Raw genomic sequence first — 23,527 nt, forward strand, 5'->3', positions numbered from 1 at the left:
AGCTCCTGGCGCATCTTGCGGAGCTGTCCGCCGATCGCGATGCGCAGCGCTGTAGGGCCGAGCTGGGCAATGCGCGGCTCGACCAGTGGTTCTAGACGGCGGACCGGTTCTGGGTTCATGAGGCCCTGCTCCGTTGCTCGAAGATCACCCTCGGGGTGGCCGTGTGCGCGCGTTTGCAAACACACGGTGTGCGATCTCCCATGGTATCCGTCGAAGCTGCCGGACCCAAACAATCCCGCGTTCTGATCGGTCGGTCGAATCGGGTTGGTACCGGTCGCCGACCTCGACACCGCCTGTCGCCGACGTGCTCGGCACGGCATGGTCGGACCCTGCTGGGCGCTGGGGGGAAACATCACGTCGATGCGGTCTGCGGCGACGATACGTTGGGCGGCGGCCGGAGTCGGTTGCGGTGCGTCGGTGGGGTTTCCCGGCTCGACGACGATGACACGACGTCTCGGGGGATGACGATATGCGAGACTGGCGCTGTGCAGCCCGAGCGCAGGATTCACTTCGTGGGCAGCTTGCCCGCGCAGTTGGACAGTCCAGAGAAGGCGATGGCGTTCGCCGTCGACACGGCCGGTGAATTCTTGGACGGCATGGTTCCGGGCGGTGAAGCGGATCCATATCGCGCCCGGTGGTACGTCAGACCCATCATCGACCGGTTCGGCAGCATCCCGGCGCTGGCGCGTGTGCGCCGTGGCGATTGGTCGACGTTGCGTTCCCGCGACACCTTTCGGCTTCGGGCAGGCCGATCGCTTGCCGAAGCCGATCTCGACGCCGCGCTCGGCTATGCGCAGGAGGCCGCGCGTGCCGGGGACGCGTTGGTCGACATGCGCCGAACCGACCCCGGTCTTCGCTTGCAGGTGGGTATACCGACGCCGTTTGTCATCGGTTTCATCGCCTTCGAGGCGCGGATGCTCGTATGGCGTCGAGGCTCGGTCGGCCGTAGCGACCGAGCCTTCCCCTATTACCGCCCGATTGTCGACGCCACTGTCAGGGAGATCGTCCGTATCCATGAGGCGTTGCGGGACAACGTCGTATTCCAACTGGAATTGCCAGCGGAGACGCTCCTCTGCGCGGGGACACCTACGGGCTTGCGGCAGGGCCCGGCCACCGTGGCGGGTCGAGCGATCGCACGCCTCGTCGCACGGGCCCCCTATGATTCCCGGTTCGGTGTGCACCTGTGCTACGGGAGCCTCGACGACAAGCCGGTCGTGTCGCCGAGATCGACAGCCCCGGTCGTCGCGTTGGCCAACGCGATAGCGCGCTATTGGCCTGCGGGGAGACATCTCGATTTCGTCCACCTTCCCATCGGCGACGGCAAACAGGCGCCGGTTCGGCCGCGGTACTACGCGCCCCTGGCACGCCTCGAATTGCCTGCCGCTACACGTGTTATCGCCGGGCTTGCGCATCCGACGCAGCCGCTCGAGCAAGCACGACAGGGGCTGGCCGCGGCGGAGTCGGCCTACGGCGGCCTGTTGGATGTCGCGGCCCCATGCGGACTGGGCCGCTACAAGACCATCGACCGGGCGCGGTCCGCGGTAGCACACGCGGTCGCCTTGGCCGAAACGGATTCAAGCCCGACCAAAGACGACAGTTGGAAGTAAGTACTGGTCGATCTGCCCTGGAGTGTTGGATCGTGTTGTGGCGGAGGGGGTTCGCCGATGGCACCATCGAAGGGCCGGTTCGGTCGGGCGAAGCCGCGCCTCGTTCGGGCAACGCATACTTCCACCACATCCAGGCGACGACAGATCTGTGGAGTCGCACACTCCCGAGGTGGCGGTCGGCTACGGTTGAACCTGTGGTCGATGGAATAGAAGGGCCTGCGCCGGAGAGCGAACGGACGCCGCAACCGTTCGACCCTGACGAGCTGAGCTCCGCCCGGGTGTACGACTACTTGTTGGGCGGAAAGGACAATTTCGAGATCGACCGAGAGACCGCCTGCCAAATGCTCTCTCGCGCACCCGAACTCAAGGTCTTGGTCTGGTTCGTCCGAAGTTTCACACTCAAAGCGGTCGAAAGGGCCGCTGCTGCCGGTATCCGTCAGTTCCTCGATCTCGGCTCGGGCATCCCGGCCTCGCCCAACGTGCACGAGGTGGCTCGGAAGATCGAGCCGTCGGCGCGGGTGGTGTATGTCGACTACGACCCACTCGTAGTCGCCCATTGCGACGCGCTGCTGGCCGGACCACCGGGTGTCGCGGCACTGCTGGGCGACGTTCGTCGTCCCCGCGACATCATCGATCAGCTCAGCGAGCGCGCCCTGATCGACTTCAACGAGCCGGTAGCCATCACGCTCTCCGCCGTGCTGCATTACGTGATGGACGACGAACACCCCGCCGACATCATCGCCGCTTTCCGCGATCGGTTGGCACCGGGTAGCTACCTGGCGATCGTTCATGGTTCCAGTGATTCCGCCCCGGAGATACTCCAGGTGCTCGCCGGCACGAACAATACTTCGGCCCAGGTCACCTTCCGGTCCCCAGCGCAAACGGAGGCATTCCTGGCCGGCTTCGAGTTGTTCGAACCGGGTGTGGCGCCGGTGCAGGAGTGGCTGGGCCCCGACTTGCCGGACACTTCGATGGTCATGCTCGGCGCCATAGGCCGCAAACCCTGAGAATCCGACACGAACAGGAGTAGGCTCGGATACGCCAATCCGTTGGCCGCCTGCACATTCGAGCGTGCAACAGGTGTTGTACCAGTCGATCAGAGGATGACGTCATGAAGACCTCCACAACTGTCGCTGGTGTCGCGTCGACGATCGTAGCGGTCGCCATGGTCACGACCGGCGCCTCTGTCATCAATGCCCCCGTCGCCTCCGCCGCTCCCGGGGATCTCATCACCGGAGATGTCCCCACGTTGAGAGAACTCGACGACCAGGTCGCGTTCCTGATCGAATTGCCCGGCTCCGACCAAGCCAAGGCCGCCCATATGGAAGGCGGCATGAACGCGGTCGTGGTCGCGCGCACCCTCTACAACACCGGCATGTACCGAGCTCCACGCGGGTCGAATGAGATCACCGGTCCCGAAACCCACGACGGCAACGTGCACACCGCCATGCTGCGCAGCAAGTCGGCGGGACAGCCGGACCTGGTGGCGCGCGTGGTCTGGAAGCGTATCGATGGTGTCTGGAAGCTGTCCAACAGCTCCGTATGCGAGGGCATCAGGGCCGTGGGGCTTCCGATGAACTGTCCCGCCTGACCGGCTCCGAGCGACGTGATCGAAATCCGTGACCTCACCCTGAGCTACCCAGGCGTGACCGTCCTCGAGGTCCCCGAACTGACCGTGGCAGACGGGGCACTCACCTACCTGATCGGTCTCAACGGCACCGGCAAAACCACGCTGCTGCGGTGCATCTGCGGCGTCATCGCGCCTGCTATCGGCACCGTCCGGGTCGACGGCACCCTCGTCCGGGCGCATCACACCACACCGGCAACGCTCGGAATGCACCTCGACTACCGAGCCTTCGACCCACGCCACACCGCACGTCGGCACCTGCGCTGGATCGCCCGTGCCCGCGGACTACCCCCCGGCCGGGTCGGCGACGTCCTCGACCTCGTCGACCTTGTCGGGGTCGCCGATCGTCGATTGGGGCACTATTCGCTCGGCATGCTCCAACGCGTCGGCATCGCCGCCGCATTGCTCTGCGAACCTCGGACCCTGCTGCTCGACGAACCCCTCAACGGCCTCGACATCGCGGGCATCCGCTGGATACGCGAACTGCTGCGCCATCTCGCCGATTCCGGGACCTGTGTCCTGGTTGCCACGCACCTGCTCGATGAGGTCGAACGCAACGCCGACCACATCGTCATCCTCGGAAACCAGCGCATTCTGGCCGACCAGCCCTACACCCACCTCATGAGCACCCTGGGTCCTGGCGAGACCCGCCTCGAAGACGCCTACCTGCGAATCGCCGGCCTGCCTACCCACCTCGAGTCCGGCGTGGCCCCATGACCGGCCCCGGTCCGGTCACCCTGGTCCGCCGCGGCATCGCCGCCGAATGGACCCGCACCACCGGACGCAGCTTCCTGTGGACCGTCGCTGTCCCCCTCACCTTCGTTCTGCCTCTGGTCGTCACCTTCGGAATCGCCGCCGTCGCAGAACGACTCGCCAAACTGCCCGGACAGCAATTCGTAGCCCCGGTCTCCACCACCAACTCCGTGTACTGGGTGATCACCTTGTCCGTGGCGGTCATGATGGTCACCGCCGCCTACGCCCATGCCACCCAATGGCGCGGGCAGACAAGCGATCTCAATGCCTTCCTGTTTCCCCGGTCCTGGACGGTCGCGCTGGCCCGGTGGATCTACTACGGCACCATCGCGGCGATATCGACAGCTGTGCTACTCGTCGTCGTCATGGTCACGTTGCCACGCCTGTTCCCGGAACTCTATGGGGCTGTGGACATCACCGACTCCGCCGGTATCCGGTTCCTGTGGACCGTCCCGAGCTACGCGTTCGCGGCATGCGGCGTGGGTGTCGCGGTCGGGTCACTGATTCACACTCCGTCCGCCGCCGTCGCCGTCCTCCTGTTCTGGGTCTATGTGGTTGAGATTGCCATGAATCTGCTACCCCATGGATACACCCTGCAGGCCTACGCTCCGTTCCTCAACGCCGTCGCCGCAACCGGCCAGGAGGTCGCCTTCGTCCCTCGATTCGGCCGCACCGGATCGCTGCTCTACTTCATCCTCGTCGCCGTCGCCCTCTTCGTCACCACAGCCGTCCTCCCCCTCCTCATACGCCGGAGGTCCGGACACCGCAGGACGACGCTCGCCGGATCGGGCAAGACCTGAGCCTAGGCCGACCAGCCCAGTGGCTACGGTGCCGATTGTTCGCCCGAGGGCGCGCAGCGCGACGACCAACGAGCCTTCGATGGCACCGAAGTCCGGATCCGCCGCGAGTCGTCACGGTCAACCGTGCGTTTCCCAGAAACCGGGCGAACCTCGAGCGGGAGCCTCCTCATCCCTGGGATCGGACCCATGGCCCGCGGGAGTTTCTTGGTTGTGACCTGCTGGAACTCCCACTTCGACAGCAGACTGTGGAGAGTCGTTTGCAGCACCACCCACGCAAAATTTCTTCCGATACACATCTGATTGCCCATGCTGAACGGAACGAAGCTCCGGCATTTGGACCCGGAGTTGGAAGGCGGCCACCGATCGGGATCGAAGGTGTTCGGCTCGGCGAAAATATGCGGGTTGCGATGAACAGCTGCAATGCTGTAGCCGATATCGGTCCCAGCGGGAAATGTGAAACCGTCGAGTTCCACCGTGGTGACGCTGCGTCTGGTCTGCAGTAGTGGCGAATGGATCCGCGTGACCTCGTTCAGGAACCGGTTCAGGTAGTCGAGCTGGTCGAGGCTTCGGGGGCTGAGTTCTCCCGCTTCGGAGATCTCCTGCTGCAGTTTCGACGCCACCTCCGGACGCTGGGACAACTCGTACAGAGCCCAGGCCAGCGTGGCGGCCAAGGCGTCGATCCCACCGAAGAGAATGGTCACGGCCTGCTCTGCCAAGAACTTGTCACTACGGTTTTCCGCAACCGCCGAATCCAGCAGGATGTCGATCAGGTCGTTCCGGCGCTCACCGCTGGCCCGGCGCGCAACGAGTAGCTCCTGGCAGTAGCTCCGCAGTTGCGTTCCAGCCGACAGGAATTTGCGGTTCACCGGCAATGGCAGGCTCGCCAATCGCTTCGGCAGCACACTGCCCACTATGGCACCCGCGCCTATGTCATCGATCAGACCCGAGATGAGTTGCAGCTCCTCGGTATCGGGCTCGTGCGAGAACATGGACCCGAGCAGGTCGGTAATCACCAACCCTACCAACGCGGAACGGGCCTCGACTATCTGACCTGGTTGCCACGAACTCGCCAGCGCATCCGCGTTACGCTTCGTAATGGGCGCGTAGCTTTCCAACTCTGTTCGGTGGAACGCTGGTTGAAGCAGACGACGAAGATCCCTGTGTTGCTGACCATCCGCGACGATCAGCGATTCCCCGAATATGAGACGGATGCGTTCGAAGAGGAGCCCTCGCTCGTAGGCGTCGGAGTTCTCTACCAACACCCTGTGGAGTAGTTCGAAATCGGTAATCACATAGACAACGCGATTGCCGATGTCTACACGTACTATTTTCCCGACGCTGGCCAGATCCACCATGAACTGGACGGGGTCACGCCACATTTTCCACCCGTGCCCGAGAACCGGCAAACGTCCGGGCCCGCACGGGACTTCACGAAGATCCACTGCATGCTGCCTTTCTGTCGGCAGGCTCGAGGTCGGAAGCTTCGGGTGATCGGATCGCAACCCGGACGGGAGCGATCCACTGCCTCCATGATGCCCGTCGGTGAGGTCGCTGAACAACCGGTCCGCGCCGTCGGCTGCGGCGGGGTCGGCTCCTGCCGAGCGACATGATCTTCACCGCCACGTCACACCTGTGGCTATGCCCCGTCGCCCCGTCGAGCGGCACGACGCTGGGCGATGGCACGGCCGATGTCGCAGGAAGCCCCGGCTACGAGAAGCGATCCTTCCGACTGGGTCAATCATAGCCAACTCCTGGATCAGCGTGTCGGGCAACGATCTCCTCGCAACTCTCGACAGACCTACCTCGGTCCCAGACTTCTCCCGATCCTCCACCCAGGGACGTCGGCAGGAGTAGGTGACAACCGAGCTGGATCACTGAGGGCCTGTTGTCCATCAACACGTTACATTAGCCGGGAATCGAACCGGCCACGACCTTTCTGCCGAAACGCCAACGACCCGAGCGTCATTCGCACCAGAGGCCGCCTTCCCTTTGTCGGCTTTTCCCTCCATTCAGGACTCGTCATAGGCAACTGGCCCAACCAAGGGCAAGGTCGAACGGTTCCACCACACCCTGACCGACGAATGGGCCTACGAACGTGCCCACCGCACCAGGGGCCATGTCTGTAACTAATTGGCTGCCCCACTCCGCACGCGCAAGCCAGTGCCACACAGCCTGTCGGCAAACGCGCAGTCGTATCGCCGTGTCCACGCATTCCACCCGGTCTTGGCAAGTTCCTGGCAAGCTGACGCGAGGGAAACGGCCACCTAACCTGGGCAGGATTGTGTTCACGGCAATCTCTGAACTGTCGGCTATCGAGTCCCGAAGCACTTAGACCAGTGCCATATGGGCGCCGCGGCCGTACACCCGCGGAGAGGCCTGCCAGTGTCGGTCCCGAATGCCGAGTTGCTCGAGCAGTTGGCCGTCGCTCGAGGTACGGCAGTTCGATCAGCGGGCGGTGTCCGATATGCAGCAGGTCGAAACACGACATAGGTGGCCGGCGTGCTCGCGGCCAGAGCGGCGATCTTCGCCCGTCCGCGCTGGTGCATGCGCGGTTGCTGTGCTGCGAACGAGGGCTCGTCGTCGACGAAGGCGACGATCTCGCCGTCGATAACAAACGGCGGATGTTCTGCGGCGCAGTCGATCTCGCTCGTAAATCCGGCCCGAACGGCAGCAGAATTCCTTACCGCGTTCGGACGGTGATCCGGACCCGAGCTTGTAGGTTCTGGTCACCCAGGGGCGCCGGGCATGGCTTTCAGGATTCTGCAGTTGGATGGTCCCTGGTGATTGGCCACCCGGCATCTCGCGACGACTCGACCGCTGATCGAGAGACGCGATGCGATCGCTGTGTAAGGACACGACGGCGTGGTCGTCCGCCGGGCCCCCTCCTGAACCATCGAGCGAATGGAAACTGGTTGTGCAGCAACACCTGTGGGCTGGAGTCGATGCCGGTAAAGGTGCTCACCACTGCGTCGTCCTAGACGCCGATGGGCGACGAATCCTGTCCCGCCGAGTGGACAAAGACGAAGTAGAAGCAGTACAAGGGCCGCGCACGTGGCAAGATCAGCCGAGATACCCGTCTCACGCTTCTGATGGATATGTGGCTCGAGGAGGCGAAGCGAGACGAAGGGATCGGTCAACAGTCCTATGACCGATACAAAGGTGAGCTCGACGCGAGCGATGACAAGCGGGCCAAGAAAGATGTGATCAAGCTGCGCCCCGCTCTGGGCAATCTTCGTGTGTGGGAAGCGGATGCGGGCCGACTGGACGACATCCAGTCGATTGCTGCTGCCGGGCTGAAGTCGAAGGCGCGGCTGCACAAGGTCATTCTGACCGGCATCATGGGGCTCGCCGTTCGGTACGGAGTCCTGACGGAGAACCCGGTACGTGACACCTCTCGCATGCGCAGACGCAAGAGCAGGCCGCAGACCATTGAACGGGACCGCTTGGACGGCCTGCGCGCCCAGCTTCGGGAGTGGTTGGCGGGGAAGGGGATTCCGGGAACACCTGCGTATACGCGCACGGTCCGAAACGGAATCGGCTTGTGCTCGACGTCGCCGATCTGGTCCTTGGCTCCGGAGTGCGGCCGGGAGAAGCGCTGGCGGCGTCCTGGGGCAGTTCGACCTCGAAGCGGACCCGACGACGTTTACTGTCTCGGCGACCGTCGTCAGGCTCACCGGGAAGGGATTGTTTCGGCAGGAGTGGGCGAAATCCGATGCGGGGTACCGGATTGTCACGCTGCCGGAGTTCACGATCCAGATGCTGAAGCGGTTGCGAGACGACCCGGCCCACGGGCGAATGTGTGAGGTGAAGGCACTGCGACGTGACGCAGTACACGTTCCGGAAGGCAGTGGCCACGTTGATCGCCGAGGCGTCGGACTCGAAGACAGCGGCCAAGCAGTTGGGGCACTCCCGCGAGGGGATCACGGAGCGGCACTACATCGCCTCGCCCGAGCAGGCACCGGACTCATCGGCCGTGCTGGAGATGGGTTTCGGCACGGGCCCCCAGCTGACGAACGGGTGGCGCTGAATTTTTGGTGTTTTTTTGGAAACGGCCCGACGAAACGGACCAACGAAGAAAGCCCCTGACTGATATTGCCTGGTCAGGGGCTTTTTGTTGTGCGCCATCAGGGACTCGAACCCCGAACCCGCTGATTAAGAGTCAGCTGCTCTGCCAATTGAGCTAATGGCGCTGGTGCTTCCGGGCGGGGCGGTTGCTCCGTTCCGGTGCGGGGAAAACCATAACAGGAGCGGGGGCGGAAAGTGAAATCGGCTGGTCGGGGTGGGTTTGGGGTGGGGTGTTAACGATCTAGGGGGTGTGGGGGATGAAGGGGGCGCCGGGGTGAGTGTGTCGAACGTCTCGGTGGCCGGTCGGGCTGAGGCAAAATGGTCTGACGTGGTCTCGACCGGCCTGCGGGTGCGTACGAGACAGGGAATTGGGGTTGGACATGAGCATATGGCGAGGGCGACATCGCTCGAGAGTGCTGAGCGCGGTGGCCGCGCTCGCGGTGCTGGCCGTGGTCGGCGGCACGGCCTGTACGAAGTCCCAGGCCAGCGGTGAGGGGCCGATTCCGCAGGGGCGTCCGATCGGTGAACTGCTCCGGCCCAAGATCGGCACGCCGGTCGCCGACGGGGCGGTGGGGGTGTCGGCGGGGGATCCGCTGCAGGTTCGGGTCGAGGACGGGCGGCTGACCGCGGTGACGCTGCTCAATCCGGAGGGGGGCCCGGTGGCGGGGCAGCTCGCGCCGGACGGGTTGTCCTGGCGGGCCACCGAGCGGCTCGGGTTCGGGCGCACCTATCGGCTGCAGGCCGAGGCTGTCGGACTGGGTGGAACCGCCTCCAGCGCGGTGACTTTCACCACCATGACCCCGCGCAACAAGACCCACCCCTGGCTGCTGCCCGCCGAGAACGAGGTGGTCGGCATCGGCCAGCCGGTGGCCGTGCAGTTCGACGAGAACATCCCCGACCGCCGCGCCGCGCAGGCCGCGATCAGGATTACGGCCGTGCCGCCGGTGGAAGGGGCCTTCTACTGGGTGAACAATCGCGAGGTGCGCTGGCGGCCGGAGCGCTTCTGGGCGCCGGGCACCAGGGTCACCGTCGAGGTGGACACCTACGGCCGCGACCTCGGCAACGGCCTGGTCGGCGACGCCGACATCCACTCCTCGTTCACCATCGGCGACGCGATGATCTTCACCGCCGACGACCACACCAAGATGGTGACCGTCGAGCGCAACGGCGAGGTGATCCGCACCATGCCGACCTCGATGGGCAAGAATGCCACGCCCACCGACAACGGCATCTACATTCTGTCCGACCGGTTCGACCACATGATCATGGACTCGTCCACCTACGGCGTCGCGGCGACCGGCCCCGACGGCTACCGCACCCCGGTCGACTGGGCGACTCGGATGTCCTACAGCGGCATCTTCATGCACTCCGCACCGTGGTCGGTCGGTCAACAGGGCTACACCAACACCAGCCACGGCTGCCTCAATCTCAGCCCGGCCGATGCCCGATGGGTCTACGAGAACGCCAAGCGCGGCGATATCGCGATCGTGAAGAACACCGTGGCGGGCACCCTGTCGGGCGTGGATGGGTTGGGGGACTGGAACATTGCGTGGCCGGAGTGGAAGGCGGGTAACGCCGACGGCTGACCCGCCCGGTCAATCGGCGGAGAGAACGGCCGCACCCTCCTCGGGCGTCGGATAGGCCGCGCGCAGCCGCGCATGGGCCGTGGCGTCCGCGCCGAGATGATCGAGCCCCAGCAGCGCCGCGCCCAGAACCGGTGGGGCGACGATGATTCGGGGTTCGGCCAGGGGCGCGGCCACCGCGAGGCGGGCCATCAGATTATCGATCAGCAGCGGCTGCCGCGCGGCGAGCACACCGCCGCCGAGCACCAGCGGCGTCGGCTCACCGAGCAGTCCCAGCCGCCGCAGCGCGACGACCGCGAGGCGGGTGATCTCGTCGGCCTGCCGATCGATCAGCCGCAGCGCGGTCGCATCGCCCGCCTGCGCGGTGGCGAACAGCACCCGCACGATCTCGTGCAGGCGCTGTCTCGGCAAGCGCCCCAGATGAATTGCCTCGGCCACGGCATTGGCCCCGGCCATTCCGAAGTGTCTGCCGATGGCCGCCGACAGCGCGGTCGGGTGGCCGCGGCCGTCCTCCGCGCGGGCCGCATGCCACATGGCCTCCGCGGCCATGCCGCCCCCGCCGCCCCAGTCGCCGGTGAGCTTGCCCAGGGCGGGGAAGCGGGCGGTGCGGCCGTCGGGAAGCAGTCCGACGCAATTGATTCCGGCCCCGCACACCACCGCCACCCCGCGCGGGCTGTCGGTACCGGCGCGCAACAGGCCGAAGGTGTCGTTGCCGACGGCCGCGCTGCGCCCCCACGGCCGGGCGGCGACGGCCGCGTGCAGGCGCTGTTCCTCCACGGGCAGATCGACATTGGCCATGCAGGCGCTCACTCGGGTGGTGAGCAGCCGCCCAGGCGCGAGCCCGGCCTGTTCGGCCACCGCGTCGATCAACGGCGTCAAATTGTCGATCGCGCGATCGGGCCCGTCGCGATGCGGTTCGAAGCCCTCGCCCCGGGCGGTGCCCAGAACCGTTCCGTCCATTGCGACCAGCGCCACGTCGGTCTTGCTGTTGCCGCCGTCGATGGCGAGGACGCCGGGTATCTGCTCTTTCACGCCCAGCTCAGATACGCGCGGTTGTGGGCGATGAGGCGGTCGGCCAGCGGTTCGGCGGTATCCCACTGACCGATCAGCGGATGGGCGAGCAGCGCGTCGACCACCCGGTCGCGGCCGCCGTCGAGCGCGGCGCGCAGTGCGAGCTGCTCGTAGGCGGCCACATGCGCGATCAGGCCCGCGTAGAGCGGTTCCACCGGGCGCTGCGGCAGCGGCCAGACCCCGTCGGCGTCGATCTGCGCGGGGACCTCGATCACGGCGTCGTCGGGCAGGAACGGCAGGATGCCATCGTTGCGGGTGTCGACCACGTGCACATCGGTGCCGTCGCCGGTGCCCAGCAGCGGGGCCAGCAGCTGCACCGCGGCCTCGGAATAGTAAGCGCCGCCGCGCTTTTCGAGCAGTGCGGGTTTGTGGTCCAGCGCCGGATCGGCGTACAGATCCAGCAGTTGCCGCTCGATCTCGGCCACCTCCGCGGCCCGCGAGCCCGTGGCGCGCTGCTCCTCCACCACGGTGTCGTGCTGATAGAAGTAGCGCAGATAGTAGGAGGGGACGACGCCGAGGCGCTGCAGCAGCGAATGCGGCAGTCGCACATCGGCCGCGATCGCCTCGCCGAAATTCGCCAGCAGTTTGGGCAGCACCTCCTGCCCGGTCGCCGCGCCGGGGTGATCGAGCAGGGTCACCCCGCGTTCCCAGGTGAGGTGGTTGAGGCCCACGTGGTCCAGCCGGATCAGCGCCGGTTCCACGCCGAGGTGCCGGGCAAAGCGGCGCTGGAATCCGATGGCGACATTGCACAGGCCGACGGCCCGGTGCCCCTCGTTCAGCAGCGCCCGAGTCACGATGCCGACGGGGTTGGTGAAGTCGACGATCCAGGCGTTCGGGCTGGCCGTGCGGATCTGTTCGGCGATGTCGAGGACCACCGGGACGGTGCGCAGCGCCTTGGCCAGCCCGCCCGCGCCGGTGGTCTCCTGACCGACGCAGCCGCAGTCCAGCGGCCAGCTCTCGTCGGAGTTGCGGATGGCCTGCCCGCCCACCCGCAACTGCAGCAGCACCGCATCGGCATCCGAAACGCCTTGCAGCACAGAGCTCGTCGTCACCACGCGGGTGTCGCGGCCGTATCGGTCGAAGATGCGACGAGCCAGTCCCGCGATCAGCTCGAGCCGCTGCTCGGCGGGATCGATGAGGACCAGCTCGGCGATGGGCAGGGCCTCGTGCAGGCGCGCGAAGCCGTCGATGAGTTCGGGTGTGTAGGTCGAACCGCCGCCTACGACGGCAAGTTTCACTGCGGACATCAGCCTTTGACCCCCGTGAGTGTCACGCCTTCGATGAAGGCCTTCTGGGCAAAGAAGAACAGGATGATCACCGGCGCCATCACCAGCACGGTCGCGGCCATGGTGAGGTTCCAGTTGGTGTGGTGGGCGCCCTTGAACGACTCCAGCCCGTAGCTGAGTGTCCAGGCCGCCGGATTCTCGCTGGCGTAGATCTGCGGGCCGAAATAGTCGTTCCAGCAATAGAAGAACTGGAACAGTGCGACCGCCGCGATGGCCGGTTTGGCCATCGGCAGCACCACCTGCAGCAGGGTGCGCACGTGGCCGCAGCCGTCGATGCGCGCCGCCTCCAGATATTCGTCCGGAATGGTCAGCAGGAACTGCCGCAGCAGGAATATCGAGAACGCGTCGCCGAAGGCCATCGGGATGATCAGCGGCCACAGCGAGCCGGTCAGATGAAATTGCTTGGCCCACACCAGATACATCGGAATGACGGTCACCTGGGGTGGCAGCATCATCATCGACACCACCGCCATGAGCGCCAGATTGCGACCCCGGAAGCGGAATTTGGCGAGCGCGTAGGCGACCGGCAGGCTGGACAGCAATGTCAGCGCGGTTCCCGCGACCGCGTAGACCAGGGTGTTGCGCCACCAGGTGAGAAAGCCCGGCGTGTGCCAGACGCGGACGTAGTTGTCCCAGCGCCATTGCGCGGGCCACAGATTCGAGGTCAGCGCCTGCTGGTCGGACATGACCGAGGTCAGGAAGACGAAGACGAACGGCAGCACGAACACCAACGCGACGGCGATGGCCAGCGAGTGCAGCGCCACCCAATTCAAAAACGTTGTGCGCCTGCCGGTTCGCGGCTCGGGCTGGTCGAGGGCCACGGGCGGCGGCAGCACGGAAGTCACGGCCATGGCTCAGTCCTCTCGCAGGAAGCCGGATTTGCGCCGCAGTAGCAGTGCGGTGCAGGCCATCGAGAGCGTGAACAGGATCACCGCGACCACGCACGCCGAGCCGGTGTCGAAGCGCTGGAAGCCGAGGTTGTAGATCAGCTGCGGCAGCGTCCAGGTGGAGCCGTGCGGGTAGCCGGGCTCGAAATCCTCACCGGCATTGGCGATCTTGCCGCTGGCGACCTTGCCCGCGACGATGGCCTGGGTGTAGTACTGCATGGTCTGGATCACGCCGGTCACGACGGCGAACAGCACGATCGGCATGATGTTGGGCAGCGTGATGTAGCGGAAGCGCGCCGCGGCCCCCGCGCCGTCGAGCCGGGCCGCCTCGTACTGTTCGCGCGGGACGTCCAGCAGCGCCGCCATGAAGATCACCATCAGATCGCCCACACCCCACAGCGCGAGCATGGTCAGCGCGGGCTTCGACCACGCCGGGTCGTTGAACCAACCCGGTTGGGGCACACCGATCTTGCCGAGCAGATGGTTCACCGGCCCGGTACCCGGATTCAGCAAAAAGGCGAAGGCCATGGTGGCCGCGACCGGCGGTGCCAGATACGGCAGGTAGAGCACCGTACGGAAGGCCCCGACCCCGGTCTTGATCTTGGTGACCAGCAGTCCGATGCCGAGTCCGAAGATCACCCGCAGCGACACCATCACCAGCACCAGCCAGAGCGTGTTGCCCAGGCCCTGCCAGAAGAACGGATACTTGTCCAGGACGTAGTTCCAGTTCTTCAGCCCGGTGAACGTCGGCGCGGTGAACCCGTCGTAGCGCATGAACGAGAAGTAGACGGTGGAGATCAGCGGGTAGGCGAAGAAGACGGCGAAGCCGATCAGCCACGGTGACAGGAATGCCACCGTGCGGATCGTCCGCCGGGCCCTGCGGCCGCCCGACGTGGTTGTCGCCGACGCCATCACTTCGCCTGATCGATCGCCTCGTCGATCTCCCTGGCCGTCGCGGCCAGACCCGCCCGCAGATCGGTCTGCCGACCGGCCTCGAAGTCGTAGCCGAGGTTGCGCATCGACACCTGATACGCGCCGCCGTTGATGCTGGCCGGGGTGGTCGAGGAGTGCGGATTCCGGGCGATGTCGATGAACGTGCGGAAGTTGGGGTCGGCGCTGAGCTCGGGGGAGGCCAGCGCCGCATTGGTGCTGGGCACGTTGTGGATGGCGTTGGCGAAGTTCACCAGCGCGGTGGTGTCGGTGGTCAAATACTTCACCAATTGCCAGGCGGCCGTCTGCTTGCGACTGGACTTGGTGACCCCGATGATGGTGCCGGTGATGTAGCCGCGGCCGTAGGTGTCGGCCTGATCGTCGGGGACCGGGAAGGGCGCTGTGGCCCAGTCGAATCCGACATTGGCCTCGGCGATCATCCGGGTCCGCCACTCACCGTCGAGCGACATGGCCACCTGGCCGGTGTGGAACGGATTCTTGGCGCTGAATTCCTCACCGAAGGTGGTGCGGTACTTCTCCAGCTTGTCGAACCCGCCCAGCTTGTCGACCAGACCCTTCTGCCAGGTGTACATGGCGGCGACCTTGGGGTCGGTGGCGATGTTGGATTTGCCGTCGGCATCGAAATACGTTGCGCCGTACTGGCCCAGATAGTGGCTGGGGATGGTCTCGTAGCCGTGGTAGGTGGGCATGAAGCCGAGTTGCTTGTAGCCGTCCCCCTCCGGCTGGGTCAGTTTGATCGCGGCGGCCTCGAACTCGCTGAACGTCTTCGGCGGGGCGGTGATTCCGGCCGCGGCGAAGGCGGTCTTGTTGTAGTACAGGCCATAGGCGTCCCCGAGCAGCGGCAGCGCGCACTGATTGCCCTGGAACCGGGTGTATTCGCGCATGGGAGCGGGGAAGGTCGTGACCGGATCGATGCCGTCGCGGGCCAGGAACGGTGCGAGATCGAGCCAGACCCCGGCCGAGCAGAACTTGCCGACATTGTCGGTGGTGAAGGAGGAGGCCACATCCGGGGCGTCGCGGCCGCCCGCGCGCAACGCCTGCTCGATCTTGTCGTCGGAGACGTTGCCGACCAGCTTGACACGGATGTTGGGATGGGACTTCTCGAAGGCGGCCACATTCTCGGTGATGGCCTTGACCTCGTTCTCCTGGCTCCAGCCGTGCCAGAAGTTGATGGTGACCTCCTTGCCGGCGTCCGAGCCGTCGTCGGCACCGCCGGAGTCGGTTCCGGTACAGGCGGATACGAGCAGAGCGAGGGTGGCGGTCGCGGTGGCGGCGGCGAGGGTGCGGAGCGGGGTTCTGCGCATGGGGTACTCCTGGGCGATCAATGGGTGGAGAAGACGGCTTCCCTCGTGGTGGCCAGGGCGCGTTCGAGCGCGCCGTGCAGGACGGGCGAACCCGGTACGGTGGTGCGCCGCACCTCGGTGCGCGCGAACGTCAACTGCGCCAGTGCATCCTGGACCAGCACTCGCAGCCGCTCGCCGCCCGCGCGCGGGACGGGACCGGCCAGGATGACCAGTTCCGGATCGACCACCGCCACGATCGAGGCGAGCCCGAGCGCGAGCCGGTCGGCGAATTCGGCCAGGAACCCATCGCCCGCACCGGGGGTCTCGAGTGCCTCGGTCACCGCCGACGCGGCCGTGGGCGCGGACAGGCCATGGCTGCGCGCCAGCGCGGAAACCGCTGGGGCGCCCGCCAATTGCTGGAATCCGCCGGAGTTCTTGCGACGTACGTCGTGCACGATCGGCGCGCCGGGCAGCGGCATGTACCCCACCTCGCCCGCGCCGCCGTGGTAGCCGCGATGCAGCCGTCCCGCGATGACGATGGCCGCGCCGACGCCCGCGGCGGTCCACAGCAGCACGAAATCCTCGCAGCCCTGCGCCGCACCGTGCGCCTGTTCGGCGATGGCCGCGAGGTTGACGTCGTTCTCGATCGATACCTCGGCGCCGATCGCATCCGTCAGTTCGGCGATGAGCCGGGGCGAATGCCAGCCCGGCAGATGGGTGGCGTAGCGCAGCGTGCCAGTGCCCGGATCCATCGCACCGCCGAGTCCGATGACGACCTCTCGCAAGGCCTCTCGACGCACACCCGCCAGCTCCGCCGTCTCGGCGACCGCCTCGGCCACCCGGCCGATGGTGCTCGCGGCCGACCAGCCCTTGGTGCGCACGGCGTGCTCGGCGAGCACCTCGCCGGTGATGTCGGCGACCGCGATACGCACCTCGCTGTTGGTGACGTCCACCCCGGCGACGTAGGCGGCGGCCGGATTCACCTGGTACAGCTGGGCATTCGGCCCGGGACCGCCGGGTGCGGTGCCGACCGGAACGACCAGCCCAGCGGCCTCGAGGCGAGAGAGAAGCTGGGACGCGGTGGGTTTGGAGAGACCGGTGAGCGTCCCGATCTGGGTCCGGGACAGCGGGCCGTTGGCGAGCAGCAACTCCAGCGCGGCCCGATCGTTGATGGCCCGCAGCAGGCTGGGCGTTCCGGCGAGGGTAGGTCGCGTCTCGGCCACGTACCCTCCTCGACGCCTTCGATCATGAACTGTTAGGAAAGTTTCCTTACTTGGTGTGGAGACTGTAGGCCCGCGGGCAGAGGGTGTCAATGGCGGCGCGGCAATCGGTTTCGTCCTGTCGAAGGTGGTGGGATGGCGCATATGGACGCTTCGCCGACGCTGTGGATTGTGACCGTGGTGGGACTGGGCGTGCTGATCGTGGTCGATTACCTGGTCAGTGGGGCGCCGCACGAGGTCTCGATTCGGGAGGCCGCGGTCTGGTCGATCGTCTGGCTGGTGCTGGGCATCGCGTTCGGGGTGGGGCTGCTGGTGTGCGCAGGTGCCCAGCCGGGCGGGGAGTTCTTCGCCGCCTTCGTCACCGAGAAGTCGCTGAGCATCGACAATCTGTTCGTCTTCGTGGTGATCATGGCGTCGTTCGGGGTCCCGCCGCGGTATCGGCAGCATGTGCTGCAATTGGGTGTGGTCGTCGCGCTCGCGCTGCGGGCGGTACTGATCGCGGCCGGTGCGGCGCTGATCAACCGCTTCTCGTGGGTGTTCTACATCTTCGGCGCGCTGCTGATCAGGACCGCGATACAGCTGATCCGCAACGCCCGTTCCGCTCCGGAAGGCCGGGATTACCAGGGAAATCCCCTGCTGCGAACGATGCGGCGGCGGTTCCGGACGACCGACCACTATTACGGAACGAAACTCGTCGTGGTGCGAAACGACCGACGGATGATGACACCGATGCTGGCCGTGGTGCTGGCGATCGGCACGACCGATCTACTGTTCGCCTTCGACTCGGTGCCCGCCGTCTACGGCCTGACCCAGAGCCCCTACATCGTCTTCACCGCCACCGCGTTTTCCCTGATGGGCCTGCGACAGGGATATTTCCTGGTCGGCGGGTTGCTGCGCCGACTGGTGCATCTGAGCTACGGCCTGGCGGCCATACTCGGATTCATCGGGGTCAAACTGGTGCTGCACGCCCTGCACGCATCCGGTGCCGACGTCCCCGATATCTCGAACAACCTCTCCCTGGCCGTCATTTGCGCGATTCTGATCGTCACGACCATGACCAGTCTCATCGCCTCACACCGGAAGAACCGGGCGGGCTGATGAAATCGCCTGTCCTATGGAAGAAGAGCCCCGGCCAGGTTCAGCAGTACCTCGACCAGCGACAGTGAGCCGGTACCGAAGGCCGTGGCCAGCGCGCAGCCGATGAGGACGTCCTCGGCGGTGGGCTCCGGCGGTCCGACCGTCACACCCAGAGCCTTCAGATCCACCGTTGTGGCCCAGTCGAATTCGATCGATCCGTCGGCCCGGGCGCGCAATTCGGCGAATCGCCTTTCGATTTCGTGTGGTCGGCCGTCGATGAATTCGCAGGTATACATGTCCTTGGGGCGGAGGCTGACGATCCGGTCGTCGACCTCGGCCAGAACGCGGTAGGTCCGCTTCGGTAGGCGGCCGCTGCCAGGGGTGATCGTGAGCGGCCGATCGTTCACGCTGGCGCGCAGCTTGCGCGGGTCGCGGGTGCCGATGGAAACGCTCTTGCGGGTACGGGGGCCGAGGCGCTCGATGGTGACCACCGTGGAGTCGTCGGATTCCAGTCGTGCCGAGATGCGGTCGTCGGAACGGGTGACCAGCACGTTGCCGAACAGGAGGCTGTCGGAGACGATCGGTCCGGCATCGGGCGTGGTGGTCATCGGTGGTCCTTCTGGTCGGTCGAACTCGTGTCGAGTCTGCGCCAGCGAGAAGGGGGTTGGCCATAGTGGCGGCGGAAGGCTCGGGTGAAGGCGGCCTCGGAGTCGTAGCCGATTCGGTGGGCGATATCGGAGATCGGGGTGCTGGTGGAGCGCAGCAGGTCCGCGGCGCGGGCCAGGCGGCGGTCGGCGACGTAAGCGGCGGGGGAGCGGCCGAGGCGGCGGGTGAAGCGTTCGGCGAAGGTGGTGCGGGACAGGTGGGCCAGGGCGGCGAGCTCGGGAACGGTCCAGGGGCGGACGGGGTCGCGGTGGATGGCCGTCAGGACGGGGGCGAGGGCGGGATCCATTGCGGCGGTGAGCCATCCGGGCGTCGCGTCGCGTGCGGACCAGGCGCGCAGGGCATGCACGAACAGGAGATCGAGGACGCGGGAAATCATCACCGCCGTCCCGGGGCCCGGATCGGTCAGTTCGAAAACCAGTGAGCGCAGGCTGATTTCGAGCCACTCGCGGCCGGGTACCGCGGCCGACAGCGCGATCGTGGCCGGGAGCACGGAAAGCAGTGGCGCCGCGACGGTTTCGTCGACGAGAAAGGTGCCGGTGATCCAGCGGGCGGGGGTGAGCGCGCGCAGCGCGTGCTCGTCGCCGCGGGCCAGCAGGACCAGATCGCCGGAACGCACTGTGCTCGCGTCCTTTCCGGCTGTCACGGTGAGCTCGGCGGTGCCGGACTCGAGGATGTGCAACAGGCGGTGGCCGGGGCCGAAGTGCACCGTTTCCTCGGCCGCGGCCGCGTGCCGGATCAGCTCGTCGCCGCGTAGATGCACGGTGTGCAGGATCTCCGACAGGGCGTCGACCCGCTCGGCCGGAGGATCGGCAAGGAAATCCGGCGAAATCGCCATGGTGTTTGCTCCAGTATCCGAATAGCGTCTGCGGTGCCCGCCATCGTTCCGGTGGCGAACCGATCGAGCAAGAAGGATGTGGACATGGCCGACAAGCCCGCAGTGGTTCTGGTGCACGGGTTCTGGGGCGGGGCGGCCCATTGGGGCAAGGTCGTGGTGGAGTTGCGCCGCCGCGGCTACGAATCGCTGCACGCGGTGGAGAATCCGCTCACCGCGCTGGCCGACGATGCCGAGCGCACCCGCAAGATGATCCGGCAGATCGACGGGCCGGTCCTGCTGGTCGGCCATTCCTACGGCGGCGCGGTGATCACCGAGGTCGGTGAACTGCCGAATGTCGTCGGCCTGGTGTATGTCGCGGCCTTCGCGCCGGACGCCGGTGAGAGCGTCGGACAGCTCACCGAGCAGGCGCCCCCGGCAGCGGTCGACGCCATCGCCCCGGATTCGGACGGCTATGTGTGGATCGCGCAGGACCGCTTCCGCGACAGCTTCTGCCAGGACCTGAGCGCGGACGAGGCCCTGGTCATGGCGGTGACCCAGAAGGCCCCTATCGGTTCGACCTTCGGCGACCCGATCACCGCACCGGCCTGGAAGACCAAGCCGTCGTGGTACCAGGTCTCCACCGAGGACCGAATGATCAACCCCGACAACCAGCGCCGCATGGCCGAGCGCCTCGGCGCTCGCAAGATCGTCGAGCTGCCGACCGGCCACGCCTCGCTCGCCTCGCGGCCGACGGAGATCGCCGATTTGATCGATGCGGCGGTAGCGGAGCTGGGGTAGCGGCCCCCGGGCGGCGAGCGCGGGGGCCGAACCGAACTACTCGAGTTCGCCGATATTGCCGATCACGCGGTTCAGCTTGACCCGGCCCTCGGACAGCTTGTAGGTGACGCAGGCGATGGCGAGTTCACCGGCCTCCACCCGTTCGGCGACGGCCGTCGACCGCTGCCGCAGCAACTCGCCGGTTTCTTCGACGTGCCGGGCCTCCAGTTCGTCGACCGTGCTGAGGCCGTCGCGGCGGCCGAGCAGAATCGACGGGGTGACCCGTTCGACGACACTGCGGATGAACCCGCCGGGTACCGCGCCGGTGTCGAGAGCGTCGATGGTCGCCCGCACGGCGCCGCAGCTGTCGTGGCCGAGCACCACGATCAGCGGCGCCTTCAGCACCTGCACGCCGTATTCGATCGAGCCGAGCACCGAGCCGTCGACCACATGACCCGCGGTGCGGACCACGAACATATCGCCGAGGCCCTGGTCGAAGATGATCTCCGCAGCGACACGGGAGTCACCGCAGCCGAACAGAATCGCCGAGGGGTGCTGTCCGGCGGCCAGCTTGGCCCGATCGGCCGCCCCCTGATTGGGATGCTGCAGCGTGCCGTTGACGAAGCGGTCGTTGCCCTCGCGCAGGGCTTTCCAGGCAGTGATGGGATTGGTTTGCGGCATATATCCCATTCTGCCCAACCTTCGCGCCCGTCGCACATTCGCAGCTATTCCCCCGGGTCGAGCGGCGGTAGGAGGCAGAGGCAGGCTCGATGCTGACGGCGGCGTCGGGCGAAGGGTTCATTGCCGGCTGTCTCCGGGACGCACCTGGTAGATCCGCTTGTGGCCGGAGAGTCCGGCCAGTCGGAACGGGCCGAGCGCCTCCTCGACGAGGGCGTGATCGCCGCCGTCGGTCGGCAGTGTCATCTCGTGCAGGGAGCGGTATCCGAGATAGTCGATGGGTCTTCTGTCCGCGATCGCGGATCGATGTGCCGCGGTACGCATCTGGTCGCGGTAGCCGGGAACCACGGTGCCGCCGAAGAATTCGGCGACGCTACCGGATCCGTAGCTGAACAGGGCGATAGGGCGATCGGCCAGATCGCCACGGTGATCCAGCAGCGAGGCGAGACCGACGTACAGCGAGGCGGTGTAGCTGTTGCCGATGACCCTGTTGTAAATTGTCGTGCTGTGGATCGCGTCGTGGATGTGATCGGATTCGGTGCCGAGGCCGGTGAATTCGGCCAAATGACGGTGCGCCTTGAAGGCCATCTTTGTGAACGGCTGGTGATAGCAGAAGGCCGCGAATTCTTGGATCGGCCGCCCACCCTGTTCGACATAATCCTTCCACGCGCCCTCCACGGCCTGCAGATACGCGGTGACCGACATCTTCCCGTCGACGACGGCGGTCGATCGGTAATTGGGTCGCCAGAAATCCATGATGTCGGCCGCGAACAGCCCCGACGGCGAATCCAGGCGAAGGATCGCGGGATCCGCGGTGACCAGCATCGCCGTGGCCGCCGCGCCCTGGGTCGGCTCGCCCGGAGAATCCAGATCGTATTTCGCGACGTCGGTCGCGATGACCAGCACCCGCTGCGCTGGATCCCGGCACACCAGGGCGGCGGCGAACTGCAGGGCCGCGGTGGCGCCGTAGCATGCCTGTTTCAGTTCCAGAACCCGTGCCGCCGAGGGCAATCCAAGTAGCGAATGAACGTAGAGCCCGGCGGATTTGGCTTGGTCGACAGCCGTTTCGGTGGCCAGGAGCACGGTGCGGATCTCAGCGGTACCGTGCCGGTCGATGATCGGCCACGCCGCGGCCGCCGCCATTGTGACGATGTCCTCGTCGGCGGCGGGCAGGCTCATGGCCTCCTGGCCGATGCCGAGATGGTACTTGTCGACATCGACCCCGGTGTGGCGGGCGAGTTCGCGGTGTTCCAATACGTAATGGCCGGTCGCGAAGGATATGTCGTGAATACCGACCGGAAAATCCTCGTGCACTTTCTTCTCCTCAGTGTCCCGATATCGAATCGCGTTCCAGACGGACGTGCGCGCGCATGAGTTCGCCGGGATTCGTTTGCGCCGCGAGCAGGGAAAGCTCGCCGCAGAGCACCGTCGCGGCCACGATCACCGCGAGTCTTCTCGCGCCGTCGCCGACGCGGAGGTCCCCGCGACAGCCGAGTCGATCGAGGTTGTCCTGGACGAAGTCGAGCCCCTTGCCGTTACCGACGCTTCCGACGATGAGGTTCGGCAGCGTGCAGGAAAAATAGAGATCGCCGTCTCGGTCCTCGGCATGGGTGATGCCCTGCGACCCCTCGACGATATTGGCCGCGTCCTGACCGGTCGCCAGATAGAAGGCGAGCAGCATATTGGCGTAGTGCGCGTTGGCGGTGCGGATACTGCCGGCCACGACGGAGCCGATCAGATTCTTGCGCACATTGAGCGCGGCGATCCGCTGCGCCGACGTATGCAGTACCTCCGCCACCACGGCCCGCGGCACCAGCAACTCGGCGACCACGTTCTTGCCGCGCCCGAGAATGCCGTTGACCGCACTTGCCTTCTTGTCCGTGCAGTAGTTGCCGGAAATCGACACATAGGAAACACCGGGGACCGTCGTCAGGATGTGGCGCATCAGCGCGTCGGCGGCCAACGTCGCCATATTGTGGCCGGACGCATCGCCGGTGACGAATTCGAAGCGCAGGAATATCAGGTTGCCGACCAGCTCGTGCCGCAATCCGACCAATTCGACGAACCGACTACTGGCCGCGGCCACCTTGCGCAACTGTTCGGTATGCGCGTCGAGCAGCCGCACCGCGGCGTAGGCGGTCGTGGCGTCCAGCGCCTCGAGCAGGATGGAACGGGTCATCCGCTCGTCGACCAGGGTCGCGATCACACCGTCCGCCGTCGCCCTGGAGACCTTGGCCCCGCGCTGTACGGAGGGCCACAGCGGGGATTCGAAGGTGGCCAGCGGCACCGTGGTCTCGATATCGGCGACGTTGCCCGAGATCCTGATCGGCCCAACCCATTTCACCGGTATCGGTACCGATGTGCGATTGTCGTCCATTGATG

General features: G+C 66.1%; 22 protein-coding genes and 1 tRNA gene. 10 read left to right on the forward strand and 13 right to left on the reverse strand.

Going from position 1 to position 23,527, the window contains the following annotated elements:
- The first annotated feature begins 485 nt into the window (after window positions 1–485).
- The 5 genes from NDR87_RS34780 to NDR87_RS34800 all read left to right on the forward strand — a co-directional run bounded on the left by NDR87_RS34780 (window position 486) and on the right by NDR87_RS34800 (window position 4,787).
- Entirely contained in the window at window positions 486–1,607 is a 1,122-nt protein-coding gene (locus NDR87_RS34780) for a hypothetical protein (RefSeq protein WP_251918165.1), read from the forward strand.
- 194 nt (window positions 1,608–1,801) lie between these two features.
- Window positions 1,802–2,614 carry an SAM-dependent methyltransferase gene (locus tag NDR87_RS34785; RefSeq protein WP_251918166.1) on the forward strand — a complete coding sequence of 271 codons (813 nt, stop codon included), beginning with the start codon at window positions 1,802–1,804 and terminating at the stop codon, window positions 2,612–2,614.
- A 104-nt stretch (window positions 2,615–2,718) separates the two neighbouring features.
- Window positions 2,719–3,198 (forward strand): hypothetical protein, encoded by a 480-nt coding sequence (locus NDR87_RS34790; protein ID WP_251918167.1) that lies wholly within the window; start codon window positions 2,719–2,721, stop codon window positions 3,196–3,198.
- A gap of 15 nt (window positions 3,199–3,213) precedes the next feature.
- On the forward strand, window positions 3,214–3,951 hold the full coding sequence (locus NDR87_RS34795; RefSeq protein WP_251918168.1) for an ABC transporter ATP-binding protein: 738 nt from the start codon (window positions 3,214–3,216) through the stop codon (window positions 3,949–3,951).
- Window positions 3,948–4,787, forward strand: a complete 840-nt coding sequence (locus tag NDR87_RS34800; RefSeq protein WP_251918169.1) for an ABC transporter permease — start codon at window positions 3,948–3,950, stop codon at window positions 4,785–4,787. The genes NDR87_RS34795 and NDR87_RS34800 overlap by 4 nt, the downstream gene beginning before the upstream one ends.
- A 23-nt stretch (window positions 4,788–4,810) precedes the next feature.
- On the opposite strand, the gene NDR87_RS34805 is transcribed toward NDR87_RS34800, so the two are convergent.
- Complete coding sequence (locus NDR87_RS34805) at window positions 4,811–6,229, reverse strand: cytochrome P450 (protein ID WP_308212188.1); 1,419 nt, start codon at window positions 6,227–6,229, stop codon at window positions 4,811–4,813.
- Window positions 6,230–7,876: 1,647 nt separating this feature from the next.
- Between NDR87_RS34805 and NDR87_RS34810 the strand changes: the two genes are divergently transcribed.
- Both NDR87_RS34810 and NDR87_RS34815 read left to right on the forward strand, forming a co-directional pair.
- Entirely contained in the window at window positions 7,877–8,590 is a 714-nt protein-coding gene (locus NDR87_RS34810; RefSeq protein WP_251918170.1) for a hypothetical protein, read from the forward strand.
- A gap of 17 nt (window positions 8,591–8,607) precedes the next feature.
- Entirely contained in the window at window positions 8,608–8,814 is a 207-nt protein-coding gene (locus NDR87_RS34815) for a hypothetical protein (protein WP_251918171.1), read from the forward strand.
- 90 nt (window positions 8,815–8,904) lie between these two features.
- On the opposite strand, the gene NDR87_RS34820 is transcribed toward NDR87_RS34815, so the two are convergent.
- A tRNA-Lys gene (locus NDR87_RS34820) sits at window positions 8,905–8,977 on the reverse strand.
- A 255-nt stretch (window positions 8,978–9,232) separates the two neighbouring features.
- Between NDR87_RS34820 and NDR87_RS34825 the strand changes: the two genes are divergently transcribed.
- Window positions 9,233–10,438 (forward strand): Ig-like domain-containing protein, encoded by a 1,206-nt coding sequence (locus NDR87_RS34825; RefSeq protein ID WP_251918172.1) that lies wholly within the window; start codon window positions 9,233–9,235, stop codon window positions 10,436–10,438.
- A 9-nt stretch (window positions 10,439–10,447) separates the two neighbouring features.
- Here the strand turns inward: NDR87_RS34825 and NDR87_RS34830 are convergent, their stop codons facing one another.
- Genes NDR87_RS34830 through NDR87_RS34855 form a run of 6 tightly spaced genes read right to left on the reverse strand, consistent with a single transcriptional unit; the run spans window position 10,448 to window position 17,136 of the window.
- Window positions 10,448–11,467, reverse strand: a complete 1,020-nt coding sequence (locus NDR87_RS34830; protein ID WP_251918173.1) for a BadF/BadG/BcrA/BcrD ATPase family protein — start codon at window positions 11,465–11,467, stop codon at window positions 10,448–10,450.
- Window positions 11,464–12,753 carry a 6-phospho-beta-glucosidase gene (locus NDR87_RS34835; RefSeq protein ID WP_251918174.1) on the reverse strand — a complete coding sequence of 430 codons (1,290 nt, stop codon included), beginning with the start codon at window positions 12,751–12,753 and terminating at the stop codon, window positions 11,464–11,466. Before NDR87_RS34835 ends, NDR87_RS34830 begins: the two co-directional genes overlap by 4 nt.
- The gene (locus tag NDR87_RS34840) at window positions 12,753–13,643 is read right to left on the reverse strand and encodes a carbohydrate ABC transporter permease (protein WP_251918175.1); all 891 of its coding nucleotides are present in this window, start codon (window positions 13,641–13,643) and stop codon (window positions 12,753–12,755) included. Before NDR87_RS34840 ends, NDR87_RS34835 begins: the two co-directional genes overlap by 1 nt.
- Before the next feature lie 3 nt (window positions 13,644–13,646).
- Complete coding sequence (locus tag NDR87_RS34845; RefSeq protein ID WP_251918176.1) at window positions 13,647–14,591, reverse strand: carbohydrate ABC transporter permease; 945 nt, start codon at window positions 14,589–14,591, stop codon at window positions 13,647–13,649.
- Window positions 14,591–15,934, reverse strand: a complete 1,344-nt coding sequence (locus NDR87_RS34850; protein WP_251918177.1) for an ABC transporter substrate-binding protein — start codon at window positions 15,932–15,934, stop codon at window positions 14,591–14,593. The genes NDR87_RS34845 and NDR87_RS34850 overlap by 1 nt, the downstream gene beginning before the upstream one ends.
- A 17-nt stretch (window positions 15,935–15,951) precedes the next feature.
- Window positions 15,952–17,136, reverse strand: a complete 1,185-nt coding sequence (locus NDR87_RS34855) for an ROK family transcriptional regulator (RefSeq protein ID WP_251918178.1) — start codon at window positions 17,134–17,136, stop codon at window positions 15,952–15,954.
- Window positions 17,137–17,268: 132 nt separating this feature from the next.
- On the opposite strand from NDR87_RS34855, the gene NDR87_RS34860 reads away from it, so the two are divergent.
- A complete protein-coding gene (locus NDR87_RS34860) occupies window positions 17,269–18,231 on the forward strand; it encodes a TerC/Alx family metal homeostasis membrane protein (RefSeq protein WP_308212190.1) in 963 nt (320 codons plus the stop codon).
- A gap of 14 nt (window positions 18,232–18,245) precedes the next feature.
- Here NDR87_RS34860 and NDR87_RS34865 read toward each other — a convergent pair whose 3' ends face one another.
- Both NDR87_RS34865 and NDR87_RS34870 read right to left on the reverse strand, forming a co-directional pair.
- Window positions 18,246–18,818 carry a hypothetical protein gene (locus tag NDR87_RS34865; RefSeq protein ID WP_251918179.1) on the reverse strand — a complete coding sequence of 191 codons (573 nt, stop codon included), beginning with the start codon at window positions 18,816–18,818 and terminating at the stop codon, window positions 18,246–18,248.
- A complete protein-coding gene (locus NDR87_RS34870) occupies window positions 18,815–19,711 on the reverse strand; it encodes an AraC family transcriptional regulator (RefSeq protein WP_251918180.1) in 897 nt (298 codons plus the stop codon). Before NDR87_RS34870 ends, NDR87_RS34865 begins: the two co-directional genes overlap by 4 nt.
- Window positions 19,712–19,795: 84 nt before the next feature.
- Here NDR87_RS34870 and NDR87_RS34875 point away from each other — a divergent pair, with 84 nt between their 5' ends.
- Window positions 19,796–20,488 (forward strand): alpha/beta hydrolase, encoded by a 693-nt coding sequence (locus tag NDR87_RS34875; RefSeq protein ID WP_251918182.1) that lies wholly within the window; start codon window positions 19,796–19,798, stop codon window positions 20,486–20,488.
- Window positions 20,489–20,524: 36 nt separating this feature from the next.
- On the opposite strand, the gene NDR87_RS34880 is transcribed toward NDR87_RS34875, so the two are convergent.
- From NDR87_RS34880 to NDR87_RS34890, 3 genes are all read right to left on the reverse strand, one after another.
- Window positions 20,525–21,148 (reverse strand): carbonic anhydrase, encoded by a 624-nt coding sequence (locus tag NDR87_RS34880; RefSeq protein ID WP_251918184.1) that lies wholly within the window; start codon window positions 21,146–21,148, stop codon window positions 20,525–20,527.
- A 117-nt stretch (window positions 21,149–21,265) separates the two neighbouring features.
- A complete protein-coding gene (locus NDR87_RS34885; RefSeq protein ID WP_251918186.1) occupies window positions 21,266–22,459 on the reverse strand; it encodes a hydroxymethylglutaryl-CoA synthase in 1,194 nt (397 codons plus the stop codon).
- Between the two features lie 10 nt (window positions 22,460–22,469).
- Complete coding sequence (locus NDR87_RS34890; RefSeq protein WP_251918188.1) at window positions 22,470–23,522, reverse strand: hydroxymethylglutaryl-CoA reductase; 1,053 nt, start codon at window positions 23,520–23,522, stop codon at window positions 22,470–22,472.
- Window positions 23,523–23,527 lie beyond the last annotated feature (5 nt).

The sequence above is a fragment of the Nocardia sp. CDC159 genome, assembly GCF_023740735.1.
In the GTDB taxonomy this organism is placed as follows: Bacteria; Actinomycetota; Actinomycetes; order Mycobacteriales; family Mycobacteriaceae; genus Nocardia; species Nocardia pulmonis.